25 protein-coding genes are annotated in these 22,417 nt (G+C 73.2%); 7 read left to right on the forward strand and 18 right to left on the reverse strand.

Annotation, left to right across the window (positions count from 1 at the left end; all coding sequences use genetic code 11):
- Positions 1 to 35 precede the first annotated feature (35 nt).
- The 7 genes from trpC to hisI all read right to left on the reverse strand — a co-directional run bounded on the left by trpC (position 36) and on the right by hisI (position 4,336).
- On the reverse strand, positions 36 to 842 hold the full coding sequence (gene trpC, locus ACSUPR_RS07205) for an indole-3-glycerol phosphate synthase TrpC (protein WP_436890347.1): 807 nt from the start codon (positions 840 to 842) through the stop codon (positions 36 to 38).
- Positions 843 to 1,084: 242 nt separating this feature from the next.
- The gene (locus tag ACSUPR_RS07210; protein ID WP_436890348.1) at positions 1,085 to 1,339 is read right to left on the reverse strand and encodes a CD225/dispanin family protein; all 255 of its coding nucleotides are present in this window, start codon (positions 1,337 to 1,339) and stop codon (positions 1,085 to 1,087) included.
- A 165-nt stretch (positions 1,340 to 1,504) separates the two neighbouring features.
- A complete protein-coding gene (locus ACSUPR_RS07215; RefSeq protein WP_436890349.1) occupies positions 1,505 to 2,020 on the reverse strand; it encodes a DUF2752 domain-containing protein in 516 nt (171 codons plus the stop codon).
- Between the two features lie 98 nt (positions 2,021 to 2,118).
- Positions 2,119 to 2,478, reverse strand: coding sequence for a CD225/dispanin family protein (locus ACSUPR_RS07220; protein WP_436890350.1), 360 nt, complete (start codon positions 2,476 to 2,478; stop codon positions 2,119 to 2,121).
- Between the two features lie 477 nt (positions 2,479 to 2,955).
- Complete coding sequence (locus ACSUPR_RS07225) at positions 2,956 to 3,228, reverse strand: HGxxPAAW family protein (protein WP_436890351.1); 273 nt, start codon at positions 3,226 to 3,228, stop codon at positions 2,956 to 2,958.
- Positions 3,228 to 3,878 (reverse strand): Trp biosynthesis-associated membrane protein, encoded by a 651-nt coding sequence (locus tag ACSUPR_RS07230; protein ID WP_436891905.1) that lies wholly within the window; start codon positions 3,876 to 3,878, stop codon positions 3,228 to 3,230. Before ACSUPR_RS07230 ends, ACSUPR_RS07225 begins: the two co-directional genes overlap by 1 nt.
- A 113-nt stretch (positions 3,879 to 3,991) precedes the next feature.
- A complete protein-coding gene (gene hisI, locus ACSUPR_RS07235; RefSeq protein ID WP_436890352.1) occupies positions 3,992 to 4,336 on the reverse strand; it encodes a phosphoribosyl-AMP cyclohydrolase in 345 nt (114 codons plus the stop codon).
- A 135-nt stretch (positions 4,337 to 4,471) separates the two neighbouring features.
- On the opposite strand from hisI, the gene ACSUPR_RS07240 reads away from it, so the two are divergent.
- Positions 4,472 to 5,473 carry a sugar isomerase gene (locus ACSUPR_RS07240; RefSeq protein WP_436890353.1) on the forward strand — a complete coding sequence of 334 codons (1,002 nt, stop codon included), beginning with the start codon at positions 4,472 to 4,474 and terminating at the stop codon, positions 5,471 to 5,473.
- Between the two features lie 19 nt (positions 5,474 to 5,492).
- Here the strand turns inward: ACSUPR_RS07240 and ACSUPR_RS07245 are convergent, their stop codons facing one another.
- From ACSUPR_RS07245 to hisD, 9 genes are all read right to left on the reverse strand, one after another.
- A complete protein-coding gene (locus ACSUPR_RS07245) occupies positions 5,493 to 7,343 on the reverse strand; it encodes an ABC transporter ATP-binding protein (RefSeq protein ID WP_436890354.1) in 1,851 nt (616 codons plus the stop codon).
- Positions 7,340 to 9,316, reverse strand: coding sequence for an ABC transporter ATP-binding protein (locus tag ACSUPR_RS07250; RefSeq protein ID WP_436890355.1), 1,977 nt, complete (start codon positions 9,314 to 9,316; stop codon positions 7,340 to 7,342). Before ACSUPR_RS07250 ends, ACSUPR_RS07245 begins: the two co-directional genes overlap by 4 nt.
- Positions 9,317 to 9,619: 303 nt before the next feature.
- Entirely contained in the window at positions 9,620 to 10,393 is a 774-nt protein-coding gene (hisF, locus tag ACSUPR_RS07255) for an imidazole glycerol phosphate synthase subunit HisF (protein WP_436890356.1), read from the reverse strand.
- The gene (gene priA, locus ACSUPR_RS07260; RefSeq protein ID WP_436890357.1) at positions 10,390 to 11,139 is read right to left on the reverse strand and encodes a bifunctional 1-(5-phosphoribosyl)-5-((5-phosphoribosylamino)methylideneamino)imidazole-4-carboxamide isomerase/phosphoribosylanthranilate isomerase PriA; all 750 of its coding nucleotides are present in this window, start codon (positions 11,137 to 11,139) and stop codon (positions 10,390 to 10,392) included. The genes hisF and priA overlap by 4 nt, the downstream gene beginning before the upstream one ends.
- Before the next feature lie 30 nt (positions 11,140 to 11,169).
- Positions 11,170 to 11,832, reverse strand: coding sequence for an imidazole glycerol phosphate synthase subunit HisH (gene hisH / locus ACSUPR_RS07265; protein WP_436890358.1), 663 nt, complete (start codon positions 11,830 to 11,832; stop codon positions 11,170 to 11,172).
- Positions 11,833 to 11,845: 13 nt separating this feature from the next.
- Positions 11,846 to 12,007, reverse strand: coding sequence for a hypothetical protein (locus ACSUPR_RS07270; RefSeq protein ID WP_436890359.1), 162 nt, complete (start codon positions 12,005 to 12,007; stop codon positions 11,846 to 11,848).
- Positions 12,008 to 12,601, reverse strand: a complete 594-nt coding sequence (gene hisB / locus ACSUPR_RS07275) for an imidazoleglycerol-phosphate dehydratase HisB (RefSeq protein WP_436890360.1) — start codon at positions 12,599 to 12,601, stop codon at positions 12,008 to 12,010. It lies immediately after the preceding gene.
- A gap of 30 nt (positions 12,602 to 12,631) precedes the next feature.
- Positions 12,632 to 13,729, reverse strand: coding sequence for a histidinol-phosphate transaminase (locus ACSUPR_RS07280; RefSeq protein WP_436890361.1), 1,098 nt, complete (start codon positions 13,727 to 13,729; stop codon positions 12,632 to 12,634).
- Positions 13,730 to 13,827: 98 nt separating this feature from the next.
- Positions 13,828 to 15,123: a histidinol dehydrogenase gene (hisD, locus tag ACSUPR_RS07285; RefSeq protein ID WP_436890362.1), complete on the reverse strand. Its 1,296-nt coding sequence runs from the start codon at positions 15,121 to 15,123 to the stop codon at positions 13,828 to 13,830.
- Positions 15,124 to 15,371: 248 nt separating this feature from the next.
- Here hisD and ACSUPR_RS07290 point away from each other — a divergent pair, with 248 nt between their 5' ends.
- From ACSUPR_RS07290 to ACSUPR_RS07305, 4 genes are all read left to right on the forward strand, one after another.
- Complete coding sequence (locus ACSUPR_RS07290) at positions 15,372 to 15,932, forward strand: ferritin (protein WP_436890363.1); 561 nt, start codon at positions 15,372 to 15,374, stop codon at positions 15,930 to 15,932.
- Positions 15,933 to 16,165: 233 nt separating this feature from the next.
- Positions 16,166 to 16,939, forward strand: coding sequence for an LON peptidase substrate-binding domain-containing protein (locus ACSUPR_RS07295; protein ID WP_436890364.1), 774 nt, complete (start codon positions 16,166 to 16,168; stop codon positions 16,937 to 16,939).
- Positions 16,940 to 17,107: 168 nt separating this feature from the next.
- Positions 17,108 to 17,563, forward strand: a complete 456-nt coding sequence (gene ybaK, locus ACSUPR_RS07300) for a Cys-tRNA(Pro) deacylase (RefSeq protein ID WP_436891906.1) — start codon at positions 17,108 to 17,110, stop codon at positions 17,561 to 17,563.
- Between the two features lie 160 nt (positions 17,564 to 17,723).
- Positions 17,724 to 19,589 carry an AMP-dependent synthetase/ligase gene (locus ACSUPR_RS07305; protein WP_436890365.1) on the forward strand — a complete coding sequence of 622 codons (1,866 nt, stop codon included), beginning with the start codon at positions 17,724 to 17,726 and terminating at the stop codon, positions 19,587 to 19,589.
- Between the two features lie 6 nt (positions 19,590 to 19,595).
- Here the strand turns inward: ACSUPR_RS07305 and ACSUPR_RS07310 are convergent, their stop codons facing one another.
- Positions 19,596 to 20,246 (reverse strand): hypothetical protein, encoded by a 651-nt coding sequence (locus ACSUPR_RS07310; RefSeq protein WP_436890366.1) that lies wholly within the window; start codon positions 20,244 to 20,246, stop codon positions 19,596 to 19,598.
- A gap of 82 nt (positions 20,247 to 20,328) precedes the next feature.
- Here ACSUPR_RS07310 and ACSUPR_RS07315 point away from each other — a divergent pair, with 82 nt between their 5' ends.
- Entirely contained in the window at positions 20,329 to 20,868 is a 540-nt protein-coding gene (locus ACSUPR_RS07315) for a DinB family protein (RefSeq protein WP_436890367.1), read from the forward strand.
- A gap of 65 nt (positions 20,869 to 20,933) precedes the next feature.
- Positions 20,934 to 21,464, forward strand: coding sequence for a DinB family protein (locus ACSUPR_RS07320; protein WP_436890368.1), 531 nt, complete (start codon positions 20,934 to 20,936; stop codon positions 21,462 to 21,464).
- A gap of 86 nt (positions 21,465 to 21,550) precedes the next feature.
- On the opposite strand, the gene ACSUPR_RS07325 is transcribed toward ACSUPR_RS07320, so the two are convergent.
- Positions 21,551 to 22,372 (reverse strand): PadR family transcriptional regulator, encoded by an 822-nt coding sequence (locus ACSUPR_RS07325; RefSeq protein WP_436890369.1) that lies wholly within the window; start codon positions 22,370 to 22,372, stop codon positions 21,551 to 21,553.
- Positions 22,373 to 22,417: the final 45 nt, after the last annotated feature.

Here is a 22,417-nt window from a genome sequence, read left to right on the forward strand (position 1 = left end):
TGCGCCGTCGTTCCTCCCATGGAGCCGTCCGTCCCCTAGTTCCGGTCCCGCAGGGCGGGGTGGGCCCCCGCGGTGACCAGGTCGGCGACGGCTTCGCGCGGGTTGCGGCCGCGCACCAGGCTCTCGCCGACGAGGACGGCTCCGGCGCCGGCACCGGCGTAGGCCAGCAGGTCGTGCGGCCCGCGGATGCCGGACTCGGCGATCTTGACGATGTCGGAGGGGATGCGGGGGGCGATCCGGGCGAAGGTGTCCCGGTCGACCTCCAGGGTCTTGAGGTTGCGGGCGTTGACGCCGATGACGGTGGCGCCGGCGGCCAGGGCGCGGTCCACCTCGTCCTCGTCGTGGACCTCCACCAGCGGCATCAGGCCCAGGGAGCGGGCCCGCTCGACCAGGGAGACCAGGGCCTCCTGGGGCAGGGCGGCGACGATGAGCAGGACCGCGGAGGCGCCGAAGGCGCGGGCCTCCCACAGCTGGTAGGAGCTGACGACGAAGTCCTTGCGCAGCAGCGGGGTGTCGACGGCGCGGGCGACGGCGCGCAGGTCGGCGAGGCTGCCGTTGAAGCGGCGCTGCTCGGTGAGGACGCTGATGAGGGCGGCGCCGCCCGCCTCGTAGTCGCGGGCCAGGGCGGCGGGGTCGGTGATGGCCGCCAGCGGGCCCTTGGAGGGGCTGGCGCGCTTGACCTCGGCGATGACGTGGACGCCGGGACGGCGCAGGGCGGCTTCGGCGTCCTTCGGGGTGGGCGCCGACGCGGCCTGCTCCTTGAGCTCGTCCAGGGGCAGGGTCTCCTGCCGCTCGGCCAGGTCGGCGCGTACTCCGTCGAGGATCTCGTCGAGCACGCTCACGTGGTTACCGCTCCCTATCGTCGTGGCCGGTCGCGGCGCTCGCACCGCAGGGCGGGCCGCGGGGTGCGGGCGGCCGTGCCGCCGTCGCACCGTGTGCGCTCATCGTATCGACCCCCCGGGCCGGGAACGCCCTCGCCCCCGCGCACACGGCGTGTGGCGGGGGCGGAGGATGCGTCCGGCGGGGAGGGCGCCGCGCTGCTCGTCCGGTTACGTACGGGAACGCGCGGGCGGTACCCCGGCGGTCAGTAGGTGGAGTACTCGGCGGTGCCGATCATCGCGAATCCGATGATCATGAGGATCACGTAGAACACGACCACCAGGATCATGAGGATGAAGCCGATCAGGCTGATGATGCCCATGATCTTGGCGACCTTGGCCGACTCCTCGGCGCCCGCGTAGTCCCCCGACTGCCACTTGCTGTTCACCTGCAGGGAGAAGATGAGGCCGATGACACCGATGATCGTGCAGCCGAAGATGCCGAGGATATTGTGGACCATGTAGTTCTTCGGCGGGCCGGAGGGCGGGGGCTGGGCCGGGCCGCCGTATCCACCGGGGGGCGGTCCGTAACCTCCGGTGGGCGGGCCGTAGCCGCCGGACGGTGGGTAGCTCATGTGGTGGGCCTTTCGACTCTGGTGTGAGGAAGGAGTCCGGACGGGTGCCGGTCACCATCCGGGGAACAGCGGTGTCCCCGGGGCGAGGAAGGAGAACCAGGGCAGGTTCCGGGCCACCCAGTAGACCGTGATGGTGATCGTGAGTGCCCACAGGAACCAGAGCGGTGTGGGTCTGGGGGGCGCCTTGGGGGGGCGGATCGTGGCGGCGATCCAGCGGACGTACGCCCACAGGATGTAGGGGACGAGCAGGGCCAGCAGGGGGTTCATGCTGACGGCTCCCAGGATGTCCCCGTGGGTGGTGAGCGCGATGGCCCGCATGGTCCCGCAGCCGGGGCAGAACGTGCCGGTCAGCATCAGCCAGGGGCAGGTGGGGTAGTTGCCCGGCTCGTTCGGGCTCACGAAGTGGAGCAGGGTGGCCCCGGCGAGGAAGGCGGCTCCCGCACCCAGGGGCCAGAGGGGTGCCGGGACGCGGTGGAGCCGGCCCAGGATCCGCTGCCCGCGGGAGGGCTGCGCGTGTCCGGCGGCTCCCGGCTCTCCGGGGCTGTGGTCGGTCTGTTCGGGCTGCACGTGAACCAGCTTAGGCGTCGCTCGGGGTGGGGAGGCGAGTCCGCCCCTGGGCGCACGGGGCGCACAGGGGCGGAAGGGGATGCGAGGTGACGGGACTACTAGTAGTAGCTCGGCGTGGAGGCGGCGGCCCCGATGCCGATGATCATCACGACGATCACGTAGAGCACCCAGAGGGCGACCCAGATGCCGCCGAGGATGAAGGCGATCTTGGTCCACTTCTTGGCCTGGGCCTGGGCCTCCATAGCGCCGGCCTGGTCGCCGCGGTTCCACAGGTCGTTGACCTTGTTGGCGTTGATGATCGCCGGGATGGCGAACGGCCAGCAGCAGAAGATGGCGACGATGGCCCAGGTGAGGCCGTTGTCGGGCGGGGTGGAGCCGGGGGGCGGGCCGTAGCCGCCGCCACCGGGGGGCGGGCCGTAGCCGCCGGGGCCTGCGGGGGGCGGGGGACCATAGCTCATGGGAACAACTTTCCAGAATGAGGACAAGGGTTTTTCGGCTCGCGGCGTGCGGCAGGGCACACGGGGCCCGACGATTGGCAGGGTCGGAGCACCGACGCGGTCACGCCGCGGGCGACTTCGCATGTTGCCAGACCGGGGGGACGTTCCACCAGTCGGCCTGGACGGCTGTCACGGCCGGTGAAGTGAATCTACCCGCCCCATGGGACCTTCGTCCATTTTCCGTTACTCAGTCGTTGTGAGCTGGGGATTCTCCGGTTCTGTCCGGATGTGGCCGAAAGGCCCCGCGGGGCGGGGCGTGCACGGGGGCATGCGGAGGGCTGGGCCGTGTTCTTTCGAACCTCCGCTCCGCGTCGGTTCGCGTTCGGCGCCCCTGGAAGGCGGGAACCTTCGGCCCTACGGGGACATCCCCTCCGGGCCTCCAGAACCCCGCCGGCGCCTCGCACACCCCCGCGGAGCGGGACGGCATCCAGAGAACGCCTAGGCGTCGACCTTCTTGGCGGCGCTCTCCCACTCCTCGCGGGTCGGCGGCACCGGGCGCGGCTCCTTGCGGCCCAGGCCCGCCTTCTTCATCACACCGGCCACCACGGCCAGGACCACGCTGGCGCCCAGGCCGATCGCGGTCCAGGTGATGAGGTCGCCGCCGAAGATGATGGCGGCGGCCGCCACCGTCCAGGCCACGATCCAGGAGACGGTGAGGAACCAGGCGGACACGGTGTTGCCGTGGTCGTCGTGGTGTTCGTCAGCGGACATCAGGGCTTCTCCTTCGAGTCGGCCGACCCCTCGGTCGGCGGTGCGGGTTCGGTGCCGTCCCCGGTCGCGGCACCGCCCGCGGACCGGGCGGGAGCCGTGGCGCCACCGGGGGCGTCGAGTGTGGGGTCGTCACCCGCGTCCAGCGATTTCCACAGGTCGGCGGGTGTGCCGGTGGGGTTCGCGCGCGGTGCGGCGTCCCGATCGTACCGGGTGCCCATACCGGGCCAGGCAGGGGACCGCACCAGCGCCAGTACTCCGGCCAGCAGGATCAGGGCGGCGCCCGCGGCCGCCATGGCCGGGCCGGCCGCGAGCAGGTCGGGCGTCCCGGCGGCGCGGGCGGTGCCCGCGGCGGCGGCCGTGTCGGCGGCCCCGGTCAGCGCCCCGGGGCGCACGGCGGCGGCGACGGCGGCCAGGGCGTAGCCGCCGCCCAGCGCGAGCAGGGCGCCGACGAGGCGGCGCGCCCACCCGCGGGCGGCGTAGAGCCCGGCGATGCCCGCCAGGGCGGCCCAGCCGATCCCGGCGAGGGCGCCCGTGAGGTCGCCGCCGGTGATCTCGACGGGCGCGGGCGCGACCGGTCCGGCGGCGGTGAGGTCGCCGGCGGCCCAGACGCGCCCGGCGGAGGCGAGCAGCAGCCCGGCCCCCGCGGCCAGGCCGAGGGCGGCCGCGGCGAACTCGCGCCCGGCGCGCCGGGCGGCCGGGGCGGCGGGCGCCGCGGTGGCCTCCTGCGGGCCGTCGGCGGACCGCTGGTCCGGCGTGTGCGGGGTCACAGCAGGCGCCCCGCGTCGAAACAGGTGCGGTCGCCGGTGTGGCAGGCCGCGCCGGTCTGGTCCACCGCGACCAGCAGGGTGTCGCCGTCACAGTCCAGCGCGACCGACACCACACGCTGGGTGTTGCCTGAGGTGGCGCCCTTGACCCAGTACTCGCCGCGGCTGCGCGACCAGTAGGTGGCCGCCCCGGTGGTGAGGGTGCGGTGCAGGGCCTCGTCGTCCATCCAGGCGAGCATGAGGACCTCGCCCGTGTCGTGCTGCTGCACGACGGCGGGGACGAGTCCGTCCTCGGTTCGTTTGAGGCGGGCGGCGATGGCCGGGTCGAGGCTGGTGACGCTCATGCCCCCCAGGTTATGGCCGCCCGTCGGCCCCGTGTAACCGGGGCGTGTCCAGTGCGGGCCGCGGGTGGCCTAGAGTGCGTGGCCGGAGCCGCCCGGCCGGGCGGCGCGAGCACACGAACGGATGTGGGGGTTCCCGTGACGGCCCAGGCCCTGTCCGCCGACCTGGCGGGGATGCCCGCCGCCCTGAACGCGCTGGCCGAGCGGTTCCCCCGGTGGGACCCCTTCGCGGCGCTGCCGGTACTGCTGGACGACGAACCCGCCGCCGTGCGCTTCCTGGGGATCGGGGCGGCCCGGGGCGTGTGCGAGGTGGCGGCGGCCCGGCTGCGGCTGGCGGGCATCGGCGCGGTCGCGGACTCCTCGGCGTCCGCCCAGGAGCCGCCGGCCGGCCCGGAGACCCTGGTGGTGGGCGTGAGCCTGGGCGGCGGGCAGCGCGAGCTGTGCACGGTCCTGGACCGGTACGTGGGCCGCTCCCCCGTGGTGGTGCTGGCGGCCGGGGCCGACGCGGTGGTGGCGCGCTACGCGGACCTGCTGGTGCCGCTGCACGCCGGACCCGAGCAGGCCGGGCTGGGCTGCCGCGCCTACCAGCACGCGCTGGGGCTGGCGCTGCTGCTGGGCCACCGGCTGGGGGCGCCGGTGGTGGGCGACAGCCGCAACCTGCCCAGCCTGCTGCGCCGGTCGGCCAACGCGGTGGAGGCGCTGCTGTCGTCCGCGCACACCTGGGTGCCCGAGGCGGCGCGGGCGCTGGCGTCCCCGCACGGCGTGCACCTGGTGGCGCCCGCCGAACGCACGGCGTCGGCGGTGCAGGGCGCCCAGCTGCTGCGCAAGGGCCCGGTGGCGGTGGCGCACACCTGCGAGACCGGGGAGTGGTCGCACACCGACCGGTACCTGGCCGCGGTCACCGACTACCGGGCGCTGCTGTTCGCCGGGTCCGCCTACGACGAGCGGTTCTCCGAGCACCTGGGGCAGCTGCGGGGCCGGTTCGTCGCGGTGGGCCCCACCCCCGGGCGCGAGAGCGTGCCGGGGGCGGAGCTGACCGTGCGCTACCCGGGCGACACCGACCCCGACGTCGCCCTCCTCGCGGAGACCGCGGTCCCCGGCCTGGTCGCCGCCCACCTGTGGCGGGAGTCCGGCCGGTGACCGCGGGGTGCGGCGGTGCTCACGCCGAGGAGTGCACCCAGGAGGCGTACAGGTCGGCGTAGACGCCCGGGCGGGACACCAGCTCGGTGTGGGAGCCGCTCTGCACGATGCGTCCGTCGTCGAACACCAGGACCCGGTCGGCGGCCTCGGCCGTGGACAGGCGGTGGGCGATCGCCACGGAGGTGCGGCCCCGGGTGAGCCGGTCCAGGGCGCGCTGGATGCGCATCTCGGTGTGCGGGTCGACCGCCGAGGTGGCCTCGTCCAGGACCAGCAGGTCGGGGTCGGCGACGTAGGCGCGGATGAGGGCGACGAGCTGGCGCTCCCCCGCGGACAGCGACTCGCCGCGCTGGCCCACCGGGGTGTCCAGGCCGTGGGCGAGGCTGTCCAGCCACTCGTCCAGGCCCAGGTCGGCGATGGCGGTGCGCAGTTCGGTGTCGGTGCTCTCGGGGCGGGCGAAGCGGATGTTGTCGCCCAGGGAGCTGTCGAAGAGGAACCCCTCCTGGGGGACCATGACGACCCGGCCGCGCAGGGACGAGAACGCGATCTCGCGCAGGTCCGTGCCGTCGAGCAGGACGGTGCCCCGGTCGGGGTCCATCAGCCGGGTGAGGAGCTTGACGAACGTGGTCTTGCCGGACCCGGTCTCCCCGACGACGGCGATCCGGGTGCCCGGCTCGACCGTCACCGACACGTCGTCCAGGACGACGGGCCCGTCCGGGTAGGAGTAGGTGACCCGGTCGAAGTCGACGCGCACCGGCCCGCGCGGCAGCACCGTCCCGGCCTCGCCCGGGTCGGAGATGTCGGGGACGGTGTCGAGCACGCCCAGGACGCGGCGCCAGCCCGCGATGGCGTTCTGCGCCTCGTTGAAGATCTCGGTGGCCATCATCATCGGCTGGATGAACAGGGTCATCAGGAACAGGAACGCGATGAGGCGGCCGGCGGTGAGGTCCCCGTCCAGGCCCAGCCACACGCCGAGCAGGACCACGGCGGTGTTGCCGACGGCCGAGACGATCTCCGCGAAGGGGGACACCGCCACCGACAGCCGCTGGGCGCGCACCTGGGAGCGGCGGGTCGCCGTCACGCTGGTGTCGATGCGGCGGGCGGTGCGCTCCTCGGTGCCGTGGGCGCGGATGACGGCGGCGCCCATGACGGTCTCGCCGATCACGCCGAGCATGTCGCCGGTGTTCTCGCGGACCTTCAGGTAGGCCCTGGACAGCAGCCTCTGGAGCCAGCGCACCCCGAACAGCAGCGGCAGGAAGCACACCCACACCACGATGGTCAGCTGCCAGGAGTAGACCGCCATGAGGGTGGTGGCGATGAGCAGCTGCCCGGCGCTGACGATGAGGAGCATGCCTCCCCACTGCATGAACGTGCTGATCTGGTCGACGTCGCTGGTGACGCGGGAGACCAGGGCGCCCTTGCGCTCGCTGTTCTGGGTGAGGACGGACAGGTCGTGGACGTGCCGGAAGGCCTTGCGCCGCAGGGTCGCCAGCCCCGACTCGGTGGCCTTGTACAGGCGCACGTTCATCAGGTACGAGCAGACCATGGTGACGAGCAGCAGGCCCGCGCAGACGGTGACCATGCGGGTGACGAAGCCCAGGTCGGGGCCGCCCGCGGAGGTGATGCCGTTGTCGATGATCTGCTGGACGGCGATGGGCACGACGACCTTGCCGACGGTGGCGACCACCGCGAAGGCCAGGGTGAGCCAGAGTCCTCTGGCGAACTCCGGGGACAGGCTCAGGCCGCGCCTGAGGGTGTCCATGGCCGAGCCGGTGGACCGGTGCAGGGACACCGAGGAGTCGGCGCGGCCGGATGCCTCGGCGGGGCCCGCCGGTTCCCGTTCGTCCTCTCGGGTGGGTGCGGGTGCGCTCATCGACTCGTCTCCTCGGTGAGGTCGTCGCCGCGGACCGCGGCTCGGCGGGTGGGGTCGACGGGGGCCGGGCCCTCCGGGACGGGTGCGCGCGCGGCGTCGTTCTCGGCGGAGGCGCGCTCGTAGGCGGTCACGAGCCGGTTGTAGCCGGGCGAGGTCTCCAGGAGTTCGGTGTGGGTGCCGCGGGCCAGGACGCGGCCGCGTTCGAGGTAGACGACCTCGTCGGCGAGCTCGATGGTGGCGCGGCGGTAGGCGACGACGAGGACGGTGGCGGAGGTGTCGCGTTCGCGCAGCCCGGCGAGGATCTGGGCCTCGATCTGGGGGTCGACGGCGGAGGTGGCGTCGTCCAGGATGAGCAGCCGCGGGTCGCGGACCACGGCGCGGGCCAGGGCCAGGCGCTGGCGCTGGCCTCCGGACAGGGTGGTGCCCTTCTCCCCCAGGGGCGCGTCCAGGCCGCCGTCGAGTTCGGCGACGAACCCGTCGGCGCGGGCCAGGCGCAGGGCCTCCCACACGCGTTCGTCGCCGATGTCCTCGCCCAGGGTGATGTTGCCGCGGACGGTGTCCTCGAACACGAAGGTGCTCTGCGGGACGAGGGCGGCGTTGCGGGGGATCTGGTCGCGGGCCAGGTCACGGACGTCGACGCCGTCGTAGGAGACGGTGCCCCGGTCGGGGTCGACCAGGCGCATGAGGACGGTGGTGAGCGTGGACTTGCCCGAACCGGTGGGTCCGACCAGGGCGACCGTGCGGCCGGGGGCGATGTCCAGGTCGACGCCGTTGAGGACGGTGGTGCGGGGGGAGTCGGTGTCGCCGGACATGAGGTCGCGGCCGTCGCTGTCGTAGGAGTCGGCGTAGGAGAAGACGACGCCGCGGGCGGCCAGGGCGATCCCGTCGGCGCGGTCCTCCAGGGTGCGGTCGCCGTGCCCCATGGAGCCCTCCGAGCGCAGCACCGACTGGACGCGGTCCCAGCCGACGACGCTGCGGGGCAGGTCGCCGAGGATCCAGCCGAAGGAGCGGATGGGCAGGGAGAGCAGGGTGAACAGGAAGGCGATCTGGACGAGGTCGCCGGGGGCGATGTCGCCGGTGGACAGCCGCCACATGCCCAGCAGCAGGACGGCCAGGACGCCGAAGTTGGGCAGGGACTCCATGACGGGGTCGAACACGGAGCGCATGCGGCCGACCTGGATGAGGGCGTCGCGCAGGCGGTGGGCGGACTCGGTGAAGCGCTCGGTCTCGGTGTCCTCCCGGCCCAGGGTCTTGACGACCAGGGCGCCGTCGAAGGACTCGTGGGCGACGCCGCTGACCTCGGCGCGCAGCGCCTGGGCGCGGGAGGCCATGGGCGAGACCCGGCGCTGGAAGACCACGTTGACGACGACCAGCAGCGGGAAGACGACGAAGGCGACCATGGCGAGCAGCGGGTCGGTGACGAGCATCGCGACCGCGGCGATGACGAGCATGAAGACGCTGCCCACGGCCATGGGCAGCGGGGCGAGCGGCTGCCAGGCGGCCTCGACGTCGGCGTTGGCGTTGGACAGCAGCTGTCCGGTGGGGTGGCGGTGGTGCCAGGACAGCGGCAGTTCGAGGTACTTGCGGGCGACCGCGCGGCGGTAGCGGGCCTGGAGCCGGAACTGCATGAGGGCGGCGAGCATGCGGCGCATGGCGATGCCGACGGCCTTGCCCAGGCCGACCGCCATGAGCAGGGCGGCGGCGCCGACCAGGGCCGCGGTGGTGGTGGCGCCCTGGTCGAAGGCGGGGATGATGGTGTGGTCGGTGAGGTATCCGAGGACGGAGGCCGAGCCGACGGTGACGGCGGCGTGCAGCATGGCGCCGATGACGGCGACGGAGAAGATCCAGGGTTCGGCGCGGGCCGCGGTCCACAAGACCTTCATTCCCCGGCCGAACACCCCCCGGTGGGCGGCGGTCGAAGCGTCGGTCTCCTCCTCGTTCCCTGTTGCCGCGGTTGCCGTGCCCTGCGCCATGCGCTCCCCGTTCTCCTTGCGCGCCGCAGGGCGCCCCCTGGGAGGGCTTCCCGGCGCGGATCGTCCACAGCGCCCCGCCTCCGGGCATGCCGAAGGGCACGGGGCGCGTGCCGTGCCAACCTATCCAGCGGCACCGACAGGTTCCACCGGTTTGTTTCAGCGCGCCGCCGATCGGTGCTATTCCGTCCAGCGTGTGAGGAAGCGGACAGGGACCCGGCCCCGAGAGGGCGCGGATGTCCCGGGAGGCCCGGAGAACGGAGGGGCCCGGCGCGGGCGCGCCGGGCCCCTCACGGGTACCCGCGTCTAGCGGACGGGGTGGCCCGCCGCTCGCAGGCTCTCCTTGACGTCGGCGATGGTGAACTCGCCGAAGTGGAACACCGTGGCGGCCAGCACCGCGTCGGCGCCCGCCTCCACGGCCGGGACGAAGTGCTCCACCGCGCCCGCGCCGCCCGAGGCGATCAGCGGGACGTCCACACGGGCCCGCACCGCCCGGATCAGCTCCAGGTCGAAGCCCCGCTTGGTGCCGTCGGCGTCCATCGAGTTCAGCAGGATCTCCCCCGCGCCCAGTTCGGCCGCGCGCTCGCACCACTCCAGGGCGTCGGTGCCCGTGCCCGTGCGCCCCCCGTGCGTGGTCACCTCGAACCCGCTCGGTGTGGGCGCACCGCCCTCCCGCACCCGTCGCACGTCCGCCGACAGCACCAGGACCTGGCGGCCGAACCGCTCGGCGATCTCCCCGATCAGCTCCGGCCGGGCGATCGCCGCGGTGTTCACACCGACCTTGTCGGCGCCCGCACGCAGCAGCCGGTCCACGTCCTCGGTGGTGCGCACCCCACCGCCCACGGTCAGCGGGATGAACACCTCGTCGGCGGTGCGGCGCACCACGTCGTAGGTGGTCTCCCGGGCGCCGCTGGAAGCGGTCACGTCCAGGAAGGTCAGCTCGTCGGCGCCCCCCGCGTCGTAGGTCCCGGCCAGCTCCACCGGGTCGCCCGCGTCGCGCAGGTTCTCGAAGTTGACGCCCTTGACCACCCGCCCGGCGTCCACGTCCAGGCAGGGGATGACACGGACCGCGACGCTCATCGGTCGGCCGCCACGGTCGCCAGCGCGTCCTGGAGCGTGAACGCGCCCTCGTACAGGGCGGTGCCCATGATGGCGCCCTCCACGCCCAGCGGCACCAGGCCCGCGATGGCGCGCAGGTCCTCCAGGCTGGACACGCCGCCGCTGGCCACCACCGGCTTGTCGGTGCGCTCGCACACGGTGCGCAGCAGGTCCAGGTTGGGGCCCTTCAGGGTGCCGTCCTTGTTGACGTCGGTGACGACGTAGCGGGCGCACCCCTGCGCCTCCAGGCGCTCCAGGGTCTCGAAGAGGTCGCCGCCGTCGCGGGTCCAGCCGCGGGCCGCCAGGGTCGTGCCGCGCACGTCCAGGCCGATCGCGATCTTCTCGCCGTGCTCGGCGATGATCTTCGCGCACCAGTCCGGGTCCTCCAGGGCCGCGGTGCCGATGTTGACCCGGGTGCAGCCCGTGGCCAGGGCGGCCGCCAGCGACTCGTCGTCGCGGATGCCGCCGGACATCTCCACCTTGACGTCGAGGCGGTCCACGATGCCGCGCAGCAGGTCGCGGTTGTGGCCGCGGCCGAAGGCGGCGTCCAGGTCCACCAGGTGGATCCACTCGGCGCCCGCCTCCTGCCAGGCCAGCGCGGCCACGAAGGGGTCGCCGTACTGTCCGCCCGACCCGGCCCTGCCCTGGACGAGCTGGACGGCCTGGCCGCCGGCCACGTCCACGGCGGGCAGGAGTTCGAGTGCGGGCGGGTTGGTCTCGCCGGTCATGGGGCCCTCTTGTGCTCGTTGGTCCGAAAACTATGCCTGCGGAAGGGTGGCGACCCAGTTGGCCAGGATGCGGGCCCCGGTGTCGCCGGACTTCTCCGGGTGGAACTGGGTGGCCCACAGCGGGCCGTTCTCGACCGCCGCCACGAACGGCTCGCCGTGCTCGGCCCAGGTCACCTTGGGCGGGGCCAGGCGCGGGTTCTGGAAGGTGAGCTCCCAGCTGCGCACCGCGTAGGAGTGCACGAAGTAGAAGCGGTCCTGCGGTGTGATGCCGGCGAACAGCCGGGAGTCCTGCGGTGCGCGCACGGTGTTCCAGCCCATGTGCGGCAGGATCGGCGCGTGCAGGCGCTCCACCGTGCCGGGCCACTCCCCGCACCCCTCGGTGACCTCGTCCTCGGACTGCGGGCCCGCGCGCTCCACACCCTTGTCGAACAGCACCTGCATGCCCACGCAGATGCCCAGCACCGGGCGTCCGCCGGCCAGGCGGCGGCCGATGATCCGGTCTCCGTGCGCCTGCCTGAGCCCGGCCATGCAGGCGCTGAAGGCGCCCACCCCCGGGACGACCAGCCCGTCGGCGTCCAGCGCGGCGTGCGGGTCGGAGGTGACGGTGACGTCGGCGCCGGTGCGCTCCATGGCGCGCTGGGCCGAGCGCAGGTTGCCCGACCCGTAGTCGAACACGACCACGCGTGGCGGCATGGTGTTCCTCCCCTTAGAAGTAGCCCAGGCGCAGGGCGCCCGAGGCCACGGCGAGCACCGTGCACCCGGCCAGGGCGACGGCGATGGGCTTGTTGACCTTCCACATGGCGTAGGCGCCCCCGCCGAGGAAGCCGCCCAGCACGATCAGGGCCAGGCCCCACAGATCGGTGTCCATCTACAGGGCGCCCTTGGTGGAGGGGATCCCGGTGACGCGGGGGTCCTTCTCGGTCGCGAAGCGCAGTGCCCGCGCCAGCGCCTTGAACTGGCACTCGACGATGTGGTGGGCGTTGCGGCCGTAGGGCACGTGGACGTGCAGGGCGACCCGGGCCTGGGCGACGAACGACTCCAGGATGTGCCGGGTCATGGTGGTGTCGTAGTCGCGGCCGATGAGCGGGGCCATGCCCTCGGGCTCGCTGTGCACCAGGTAGGGGCGGCCCGACACGTCGACCGTCACCTCGGCCAGCGCCTCGTCCAGGGGCACCTTGGCGTCCGCGAAGCGGCGGATGCCCGCCTTGTCGCCCAGGGCCTCGCGGAAGGCGGCGCCCAGGGCCAGGGCGGTGTCCTCCATGGTGTGGTGGGAGTCGATGTGCAGGTCGCCCTCGGTGCGCACGGTGAGGTCGAACAGGCCGTGCTTGGCGAGCTGGTCGAGCATGTGGTCGAAGAAGCCGACGCCGGTGGAGACGTCGGCGACGCCGCTGCCGTCCAGGTCGATCTCGACCAGGACCTTGGTCTCCTTGGTGGCGCGCTCCACGCGTCCGATGCGGCTCATGGTGGGTCCTCCTGTTGGGAAAGGGGCGGGTCAGCGTCCGGTGACGCGCAGCAGGGAGTCGCGGAAGACGGCCATCTCCTGCGGGGTGCCGACGGTGACGCGCAGCCAGCCGGGCGGGCCGACCTCGCGGATGAGGACCTGGTGGCCGAGCAGGGCCTCCCACACCTCGGTGCGGTCCTCGAACTCGCCGAACAGGACGAAGTTGGCGTCGGAGTCGGCGACGGTGAACCCGTGGGCGCGCAGCCACCCCACCAGGGAGTCGCGTTCGGCGCGCAGGTCGGCGACGGCTCCCAGCAGCTCGTCGGCGTGGTCCAGGGCGACCAGGGCGACGGTCTGGGTGACGGCCGACAGGTGGTAGGGGAGGCGGACCAGCTGGAGGGCGTCCACCACGGCGGGGTGCGCGGCCAGGTAGCCCAGCCGGGCCCCGGCCAGCGCGAACGCCTTGGACATGGTGCGCGTGACGATCAGGCGCGGGTGGTCGGCCAGCAGCCCCAGGGCGCTGGGGGTGCCCTCGCGGCGGAACTCGGCGTAGGCCTCGTCCACGACCACCACGCCCGGTGCGGCGGCTGCGATCCTCTCGATGTCGGCGAGGGGAAGCGCCGTGCCGGTCGGGTTGTTGGGCGAGGTCAGGAAGACGACGCTGGGCGCGTGCTCGGCGATGGCGGCCAGGGCGGCGTCCACGTCGACGCGGAAGTCGGCGCCCCGGGGCACCGACGTCCAGGCGGTGCCGGTGCCGCGGGAGATGATGGGGTGCATCGAGTAGGACGGCTCGAAGCCCATCGCGGTGCGGCCCGGCCCGCCGAAGGCCTGCAGGATCTGCTGGAGGATCTCGTTGGACCCGTTGGCCGCCCACACGTTCGCGGTGGTCAGGCCGTGGCCGAGGTAGTCGGCCAGGCCCCGGCGCAGGCGCACGGCGTCGCGGTCGGGGTAGCGGTTCAGGCCCAGCGCGGTCTCGGCGACGGCGTCGGCCAGGGCGCGGGCCAGCCGCTCCGACGGCGGGTGCGGGTTCTCGTTGGTGTTGAGGACCACCGGCACGTCGATCTGCGGGGCCCCGTAGGGCGAGCGGCCGCGCAGGTCGTCGCGCAGGGGCAGGTCGTTCAGAGTGAAGCTCACGGGTGTCACGCTCATGGTCGGTCGTGGTCGGTGCGGCGCACGGGACCCGCGCGAACGCGGGCCGGACCCGGGCGGGGTCCGGGGCGCCGCCGCACCGTCCGGTCGGTCGCGGCTCAGGCCGTGGGGAACCGCGCGGCGACGGCCTCGCCGTGGGCGGGCAGGTCCTCGGCCTCGGCGAGGGTGATGACGTGGTGGGCCACGTCGGCCAGCGCGTCGCGGTCGTACTCGACCACGTGCACCCCGCGCAGGAAGGTCTGCACGCTCAGGCCCCCGCTGTGGCAGGCGCACCCGCCGGTGGGCAGCACGTGGTTGGACCCCGCGGCGTAGTCGCCCAGGGAGACCGGGGAGTGGGCGCCGACGAAGATCGCCCCGGCGTTGCGCACGCGGGCCGCGAGGGCGGCGGCGTCGGCGGTCATGACCTCCAGGTGTTCTGCGGCGTAGGCGTTGACGACGTCGAGGCCGTGGTCGAGGTCGTCGACCAGGACGATGCCGGACTGCGGCCCGGACAGGGCCTCGCGGACGCGGTCGGCGTGCCGGGTGGCGGCGGCGCGGACGCGCAGGCGGTCGACGACGGCGTCGGCCAGGGCCTCGTCCGGGGTGACCAGGACGGAGGCGGCCACCACGTCGTGCTCGGCCTGGCTGACGAGGTCGGCGGCGACGTGGTCGGGGTCGGCGGTGGCGTCGGCCAGGATCGCGATCTCGGTCGGGCCCGCCTCGGCGTCGATGCCGACGACCCCCTTGAGGAGGCGCTTGGCGGCGGCGACCCAGATGTTGCCGGGGCCGGTGACCAGGTCGGCGCGGGCGCACTCCCCGGCGCCGTAGGCGAACATGGCGATGGCCTGCGCCCCGCCGACGGCGTAGACCTCGTCGACCCCGAGCAGGGCGCAGGCGGCGAGGATGGTGGGGTGCGGCAGGCCTCCGAACTCCTTCTGCGGCGGCGAGGTGACCGCCAGGGAGCGCACCTGCGCCTCCTGGGCGGGGACGACGTTCATGACGACGCTGGAGGGGTAGACGGCGCGGCCGCCCGGCACGTAGAGGCCGACCCGGTCGACGGGGATCCAGCGCTCGGTGACGGTCCCGCCGGGGACGACCTGCGTGGTGTGGTCGGTGCGGCGCTGGTCGCGGTGGACCCTGCGGGCGCGGCGGATGGACTCCTCCAGCGCGGCGCGCACGGCCGGGTCGAGGCCGGCCAGGGCGGCGTCGATCGCGTCCTTGGGGACGCGGATGTCGGTGAGCCGGACCCCGTCGAAGCGCTCGGTGAGCTCGATCAGCGCCTCGACACCGCGATGGCGGACGTCCTCGCACAGCGGGCGCACGCGCTCGGCGGCGTCCGCCACGTCCATGGCCGCGCGCGGGAGGGCGTCGCGGGGGTCGTCCTGGCTGCCTCGGAGGTCGATTCGACTGATCACGCCCCCAGTCTAGGGGGCGGCGCCCGAGCGGTGGGCTCGGACGTCCGGATGGTGGACACCACATCGGCGGCGATGGGGCGAGAAGTGTGCTCCGGGGCATTCGCCACCAGGGGGAACGAAAACGCGGAATAAGCTCCGCCTTACTTTGGCATACCTTACCTAAACGATGTTCAGAAAGGCTTGCCTAACGAATTCTCGAAGGCTCGGTTGATTTCGGATAATTGCTTTGCATGCGTTATTGTAGAGGCATGACTTTCAACAAGAGCAGCGATAGCGGACTTTCCAAGCTCCACCGCCTCCTCGTCGACCAGGTACGGCACGAGTTCACGGCCTCGCACCAGTACGTGGCCCTCGCGACCTGGTTCGACGCGCAGGACCTCCCCCAGCTGGCCCGGGTGTTCTACGAGCAGTCCCTGGAGGAGCGCGACCACGCCATGATGCTGGTGCGCTACCTCGTCGACCGCGACGTCGACTTCTCCCTGCCGGGCGTGGACGAGATCGAGACCGACTTCGCCGCCCCGCGCGACCTGGTCGCCCTGGCCCTGCGCCAGGAGCGCGAGGTGTCCGACCAGTTCCAGCGCCTGGCCAAGGTCGCCCGCGACGAGGAGGACTACACCGGCGAGCAGTTCCTCCAGTGGTTCATCCAGGAGCAGGTGGAGGAGGTCGCCAAGATGTCCACCCTGCTGAACGTGGTGGACCGCGCCAACGGGAATCTGTTCGACGTGGAGACCTTCGTGGCGCGCGACATGCCCAGCGAGGGCGCCGGCAGCCAGGACGCGCCGGACACCGCCGGCCCGGCCGTCTCCTAGAAGCGGCCGCCGCGCCCGGGAATACGGAGGGCACCGCGGCGGGCCGTCGGCCGTCCTTTTCGGGGGCGGCGGCCGACGGCGGACGGGCGGTGCCGGGAAAAGGCACCGCCCGAAGTCTTTTTCCGCGGGGCCGCAACGCCGGCCCGGCGCACCGGAAGGCACCCGGCCGGGGCCGCGCTCCCCGTCCGGGTGTGCCGAACCCGGCCGGCCGTGACGAAAGGCATACTGGGGCCATGGCCCAGGCTCTGCCGATCTTTCCGTTGAACACCGTTCTGTTCCCCGGTGTGAACGTCCCTCTGCACGTCTTCGAACCGCGCTACCGGCGGCTGGTCTCCGAACTGCTCGGCCCCACCCTCACCCGCGGCGAACTCGCCGGGCGCGACCGCTCCCCCCGGCGCTTCGGGGTGGTGTGGATCGAGCTGGGGCACGAGGTGGCGGCCACCTCCTCGGCGCAGTCCTCCGAGAACCCCGTCGGGGCGCCCACCCTGGGCGGAGACGTCCGGCTGCCCTGGGTGAGCGGCACCGGCTGCACCGCGCTGGTGCGCAACGTGCGCACCTACGACGACGGCCGCTACGACCTGGTGGTGGAGGGCGGCACCCGGTTCACCGTCGAGGACCTGTCGGAGGTCGACGCCTCCTCCTCCGAGGTCTACCCCACCGCGTCGGTGTCGTTCCTGCCCGAGGCCGCCGGGCCCGACGCCGAGGAGCACGCCGAGCGGGTGCGGACGCTGTTCGAGGTCTACCGGGAGCGGCTGTCCGCCGCCGGGCTGAGCCCCGGGACGTTCGTGGACCCGCCCAAGGACCCCATCCCGCTGTCCTACGCCCTGTCCGAGGCGGTGGTGCTCGACCAGGCCGAGAAGCAGCGGCTGCTGGAGGCCGAGGACGCCGCGACCCGGCTGGCGGTGCTGGCCCGGTTCCTGCGCAGGGAGAACCGCATCGTGCACACCCCGACCCTCAACACGCTGCCCGCCGGACCGTTCCTCAACAACGGGGTCTCCTTCAACTGACGGCGGTTCCCGGCGGGGCGGCGGCGCCACGGGGCCTCCGCCGCCCCGGTCCGGGCGCTGCGGGGCGCCGGGTTCGTTAGCCTGCCCCTACGACCAGGCGTCCGGATCCGGGCGCGCCCTCGATGAGGAACCGGGGAACCGATGAGCGGAAAGGCCACGCCCGCCACCGTGGCGGCCGGACGGACCAAGACCACCTACACCCTGCACCCCTACGAGGCGGACGGCGGGGACGGCCACTCCTACGGCACGGACGCCGCCGACGCGCTCGGGATCCCCCGCGAGCAGGTGTTCAAGACACTGGTGGCCGAGGTGGACGGGGTCCTGACGGTGGGGGTGGTGCCGGTGAGCACCACGCTGGACCTCAAGGCGCTGGCCGCCGCCGTGGGCGGCAAGAGGGCCGTGATGGCCGACCCGGCCAGGGCGGAGAAGGCCACCGGGTACGTGCGCGGCGGGATCAGCCCGCTGGGGCAGCGCAAGCGGCTGCGCACGGTCGTCGACGCGTCCGTCCGGGAGCAGCGGACGGTGTACGTGTCGGCGGGGCGGCGCGGACTGCAGATGGAGCTGGCGCCCGGCGACCTCATCGCCCTCACCGAGGCGGTCGTCGCGCCCATCGGCGCGCCCTGACCCGGCGGGGGCGCGGTGCCGGGGGCGGCGAAGGAGCGGAGGGGGAGGGCACGGCGGGACCGGACGAGGGGCACCCGTCCCGGGAACGGATGCCCGCAAGGCCGGTCACAAGGGGACATCGGCTGTTGCCGCCCCCACTACCCGAGGGTAGCTTTGTGACATGGGTAACACTTCATCCCCCTTCTCGTCGGTTCCGGACATGTTCGCATCCCGTGTCGCCGAGAGCGGCGACACCACCGCGTTCACCTACCCCGTCCCCAACACCACCGGTGCTCCCGAGACCTGGGAGACCCTGACCTGGTCGCAGACCCGCGACCGGGTCCGCGACCTCGCCCTGGGCCTGCACTCCCTGGGGGTCACCCCCCAGGCGCGCTGCGCCATCGCCTCCTCCACCAGGATCGAGTGGATCCTGGCCGACCTGGCGATCCTCTGCGCGGGCGGCGCCTCCACCACCGTCTACCCGTCCTCCACCGCCGCCGACTCGGCGTACATCATCTCCGACTCCGGCAGCATGCTGGTCTTCGCCGAGAACGCCGAACAGGTCGCCAAGCTCGTCGGCCAGCGGGCCCGGATCCCCGGCGTCTCCAAGGTCGTCGTCTTCGACGGCGAGGGCGGCGAGGACGGCTGGGTCATCACCCTGGACGAACTGGCCGCCACGGGCGCCGCCCTGCACGGTGAACAGCCCGACCTGTTCGACGACCTCGTCAAGTCCGTCGAACCCGACCACCTCGCCACCCTGATCTACACCTCCGGCAGCACCGGCCGCCCCAAGGGCGTCCGGCTCGACCACGCCAACTGGCTCTACGAGGCCAAGGCCCTGGAGGACCTGGACAGGGAACTGCGCGGTCAGGGCTGGGAACTGCTCGGCCCCGACGACGTCCAGTACCTGTGGCTGCCGCTGTCCCACGTGTTCGGCAAGCTCATGCAGGTCAACCAGTTGCAGATCGGGTTCGCCACGGCGGTGGACGGGCGGGTCGACAAGATCGTCGACAACCTCTCGGTCGTCCGGCCCACCTTCATGGCGGCCGCCCCCCGCATCTTCGAGAAGGTGTACAACCGGGTCGTCATGCAGGCCAAGGAGGGCGGTGCCGCCAAGTACCGCATCTTCAGGTGGGCCGTGGGCGTGGGCGAGCGGGTGGCCCGGCTCAAGGAGGACGGCAAGGAGCCCACCGGCGCCCTGGCCGTCCAGCACAAGGTGGCCGACCGGCTCGTCTTCTCCAAGCTGCGCGCCCGCTTCGGCGACCGGCTGAAGTTCTTCATCTCCGGCAGCGCACCGCTGGCCCCCGAGATCGGCCGGTTCTTCTACGGCGCCGGAATCGTCATCCTGGAGGGCTACGGGCTCACCGAGACCAGCGCCGGGTCCTTCCTCAACCGGCCCGGAGGCATCCGGTTCGGCACCGTGGGCATGCCGATGCCCGGCACCGAGGTGAAGATCGCCGAGGACGGCGAGATCCTGCTGCGCGGCGGCGGCGTCATGCGCGGCTACCACAACCTGTCGGGCGCCACCGAGGAGGTCATCGACCAGGACGGCTGGTTCGCCACCGGGGACATCGGCGTCCTGGAGGACGGCAGGCTCCGCATCACCGACCGCAAGAAGGAGCTCATCAAGACCGCCAACGGCAAGTACGTGGCGCCCCAGCACCTGGAGAGCCGGTTCAAGGCGCTGTGCCCCTACGCCAGCAACCTGGTGGTGCACGGCGACCGCCGCTCCTACTGCGTGGGCCTGGTCGCCCTGGACCCCGAGGCCATCACGGCCTGGGCCCGCGAGAACGGCCTGGAGCACCTCGACTACGCCGGGCTCACCCGGGCGCCGGAGGTGCGCGCACTGGTCCAGGAGTCCGTCGACCGGCTCAACGCCGACCTGCCCCGGCACGAGACGGTCAAGAAGTTCGCGATCCTGCCCAACGACCTGACCGTGGAGGGCGGCGAGATCACCCCGAGCCTGAAGATGCGGCGCCGGGCGGTCGAAGCCAAATACCAGGGCATCCTGGACGGTATGTACGAGGACGACGTCCAGCGCCTCTGATCCGGGTCAGGACGCCGGCCGGTCCGGCCCCTCGCCCACCGGGAAGGGGCCGGGCCGCGGCGCGGGCGGGGCGTCCGCGGGCGGGGCGGCACCCGCGGGGGCGCTCCGCGGCACGCCCGGCAGGTCCCGGCGGACCATGCTGATCAGGTCCAGCAGGGCGTACTGGAGCACGAAGACGAAGGGCCAGGCGACCAGGAACGCCGTGGCGTCCAGGCGCAGCCCCACGGTGACCTCGTCCCCGGGCCGGGCCCGCGCCAGCGCGGTGTGCAGCGGCGCGTCCAGCAGCATCCCCACCCGCCAGGTCAGCAGGGTGCCGGCCACCGAGCCCAGGAACCCCGCCAGCAGGCACCACAGGCGCAGGTCGCGCGGGCGCCCGCGGGTCAGGGGGAACTGCACCATGTACACGGCGTAACCGCTGAGGAGCCCCGCCAGGGCGGTGATGAGGACGAAACTCCCCTCCCCCGCGAACAGGGCCTCGGTGGTGCCGGTGAAGACCTCCCCGTCGCCCAGCGCCGTGCCCCGTGCCCGGTCCGGTGCCAGAAGCCACCAGAGCGGGCCGAGCAGCGCCCCCGCCAGGGCCAGCGCCCCGAACACCAGGGCGCCCACGGCCACCGGTCGCGGCCCGCGCGGTGCGTCCGCGCCCTTCCGGTCGTCCATCAGCGGCCTTCTCCTCGCCCCTCGTGCCCCCACCACGGAAAACCGGTGGCTCGGCGGCATGACCGGAACGGAGAATACCGGCATGAGCGACAAGAACAGCACTCTGCACCTGCCCCTGACCGCCCGTGTCGACCCGCCGATGGCAGCCGACGAGCGCACCATGCTCACCTCCTGGCTGGACTGGCACCGCGCCACGGTCCACGCCAAGTGCGCGGGCCTGGACCCGTCCCTGTCCTCGGCCTCGCCGCTGCCGACCTCACCGCTGATGACCGTGGGCGGTGTGGTCTGTCATCTGCGGTGGGTGGAGGCGTTCTGGTTCGAGAGCGTGATGCTGGACCAGCCGGACCTGGCCCCCTACAGCGAGGAGGATCCCGACGCCGAGTGGCGCCTGGGTTCAGAGGTCCCGCTGGGGACCCTGCTGGAGGAGTACGAGGCCCAGTGCGCGCGGTCGCGGGAGATCACCGCCAAACTCGAACTCGGGTCGTCCTCGCGCAGGGTCCTGCGGTCCCGGGGCCGCACCACCCTGCGCTGGGTCCTGCTCCACATGGTCGAGGAGACCGCCCGCCACAACGGGCACCTGGACCTCCTGCGCGAACTCGCCGACGGCACCACCGGGGAGTGAGCACGGGACGCGGAGGAACGGAAAACGACGTGGAGAGCGTCGGTCCGGACCGACATGATGGGGACATGACGGAACACACCCTCCCGGCCGCACCCGACCGCATCGACCCGCCGATGGACGCCGACGAGCGCACCATGCTCACCACCTGGCTGGACTGGCACCGCGCCACGGTCCACGCCAAGTGCGCGGGTATCACCGCCGCGCACGCGACGGCCACCCCGCTGCCCACGTCACCGCTGATGAGCGTGGGCGCGATCGTGTCCCACCTGCGCTGGGTGGAGCACGCCTGGTTCGAATGGATCCTGCTGGGACTGCCCGAGCAAGGGTACGCCACCCCGGAGGACCCGGACGCCGAGTGGCGGCGCGGCAACGAGGTGCCGCTGGGGGTGCTGCTGGAGGAGTACGAGCAGCAGTGCGAGCGCTCCCGGGAGATCACCGCGGAGCTGGAGCTGGACACCGAGGCCCTGCACCGGCGCGAGGGCGAGGAGGCCACGACGCTGCGCTGGGTACTGGTCCACATGATCGAGGAGACCGCCCGCCACAACGGGCACCTGGACCTCCTGCGCGAACTCGCCGACGGCACCACCGGGGAGTAGGGGACCGGCGGGACGACGGACGGGGCCCGCCGCGCGATCGCGCGGCGGGCCCCGTCGTGTCCCCTCCCGGAGCCGGTCCGGGGGTGTCAGTCCCGGTCGTGGTCGGCGGCCGACCCGTCCCCGGGCGCGGTCTCGTCCTCGGCGAGGATGCGGTACAGGCCGCGCTTGCCCTCGGCCAGCAGCCGCTTGGCGCGTTCCACCTGGTCGGGCGTCCCGGCCTGGGCCACCTGGAAGGCGGCGGCACCGAGCTGGGCCGCCAGTGCACCGATCTCCTCGTAGCGGGAGCGGTCGTCGGAGTAGGCGTCGGCGGCGGCCTCCCACGGCGGGGTCAGGTCGGCGCCGTGCTCCTCGAGGTGGTCGATGCCCTCCTCGGTGAGCTTGTAGGGGCGGCGGCGCCCCTCGCCCTGCTGCTGGGCGATGAGCCCCTCGTCCTCCAGCTGCTGGAGCATCGGGTAGATGGAGCCGGGGCTGGGGCGCCAGGCCCCGCCACTGCGCTCACGGCCCTCCCGGATGATCTCGTAGCCGCTGCGGGGCTCCTCGGCCAGCAGCATCAGGATGCCGGTGCGGACGTCGCCGCGCCGGGCCCGGGGGCCGCCGCGCCGGTGCCCCCCGGGGCCCGCGCCGTGTCCCGGGCCGAACCCGCCGAAGGGCCCGAAGGGGCCGAAATGACCGGGTCCCCAGCCACCGGGCCCGCCCGGGGGCATGGGCGGCACGGGGGGTTCGGGCGGTACCGGACCGAAGCCGGCGCGGGGACCGCCGCCGTGGTGTTCGCCGCGGCGGCGTCCGCCCCCGCGGCGCCCCTCGGAGAAGTGGCGCCGGCGGTCGGAGCGCGCCCCGCCGAAGCGGCGCGGGCGGTCGGCGCGGTCGTCGTTCCAGTCCCAGGGGCCGGGAAGTGCCATGGCGGTCATGGTGTTCTCCTTCGAGTGGATACAGAGCGACTGTCATGCTCTTTT

It is taken from the genome of Nocardiopsis dassonvillei, from assembly GCF_964273065.1.
Lineage (GTDB): Bacteria > Actinomycetota > Actinomycetes > Streptosporangiales > Streptosporangiaceae > Nocardiopsis > Nocardiopsis dassonvillei_B.

Bases quoted from the DNA above. Each gene is read 5' to 3' on its own strand.
- ACSUPR_RS07210 (WP_436890348.1), bottom strand. From the start codon at position 1,339: ATGGTCCACAATATCCTCGGCATCTTCGGCTGCACGATCATCGGTGTC.
- ACSUPR_RS07220 (WP_436890350.1), bottom strand. From the start codon at position 2,478: ATGAGCTATGGTCCCCCGCCCCCCGCAGGCCCCGGCGGCTACGGCCCG.
- ACSUPR_RS07225 (WP_436890351.1), bottom strand. From the start codon at position 3,228: ATGTCCGCTGACGAACACCACGACGACCACGGCAACACCGTGTCCGCC.
- hisI (WP_436890352.1), bottom strand. From the start codon at position 4,336: ATGAGCGTCACCAGCCTCGACCCGGCCATCGCCGCCCGCCTCAAACGA.
- ACSUPR_RS07245 (WP_436890354.1), bottom strand. From the start codon at position 7,343: ATGAGCGCACCCGCACCCACCCGAGAGGACGAACGGGAACCGGCGGGC.
- ACSUPR_RS07250 (WP_436890355.1), bottom strand. From the start codon at position 9,316: ATGGCGCAGGGCACGGCAACCGCGGCAACAGGGAACGAGGAGGAGACC.
- hisF (WP_436890356.1), bottom strand. From the start codon at position 10,393: ATGAGCGTCGCGGTCCGTGTCATCCCCTGCCTGGACGTGGACGCCGGG.
- priA (WP_436890357.1), bottom strand. From the start codon at position 11,139: ATGACCGGCGAGACCAACCCGCCCGCACTCGAACTCCTGCCCGCCGTG.
- hisH (WP_436890358.1), bottom strand. From the start codon at position 11,832: ATGCCGCCACGCGTGGTCGTGTTCGACTACGGGTCGGGCAACCTGCGC.
- ACSUPR_RS07270 (WP_436890359.1), bottom strand. From the start codon at position 12,007: ATGGACACCGATCTGTGGGGCCTGGCCCTGATCGTGCTGGGCGGCTTC.
- hisB (WP_436890360.1), bottom strand. From the start codon at position 12,601: ATGAGCCGCATCGGACGCGTGGAGCGCGCCACCAAGGAGACCAAGGTC.
- ACSUPR_RS07280 (WP_436890361.1), bottom strand. From the start codon at position 13,729: ATGAGCGTGACACCCGTGAGCTTCACTCTGAACGACCTGCCCCTGCGC.
- ACSUPR_RS07290 (WP_436890363.1), top strand. From the start codon at position 15,372: ATGACTTTCAACAAGAGCAGCGATAGCGGACTTTCCAAGCTCCACCGC.
- ACSUPR_RS07295 (WP_436890364.1), top strand. From the start codon at position 16,166: ATGGCCCAGGCTCTGCCGATCTTTCCGTTGAACACCGTTCTGTTCCCC.
- ACSUPR_RS07305 (WP_436890365.1), top strand. From the start codon at position 17,724: ATGGGTAACACTTCATCCCCCTTCTCGTCGGTTCCGGACATGTTCGCA.
- ACSUPR_RS07310 (WP_436890366.1), bottom strand. From the start codon at position 20,246: ATGGACGACCGGAAGGGCGCGGACGCACCGCGCGGGCCGCGACCGGTG.
- ACSUPR_RS07315 (WP_436890367.1), top strand. From the start codon at position 20,329: ATGAGCGACAAGAACAGCACTCTGCACCTGCCCCTGACCGCCCGTGTC.
- ACSUPR_RS07320 (WP_436890368.1), top strand. From the start codon at position 20,934: ATGACGGAACACACCCTCCCGGCCGCACCCGACCGCATCGACCCGCCG.
- ACSUPR_RS07325 (WP_436890369.1), bottom strand. From the start codon at position 22,372: ATGACCGCCATGGCACTTCCCGGCCCCTGGGACTGGAACGACGACCGC.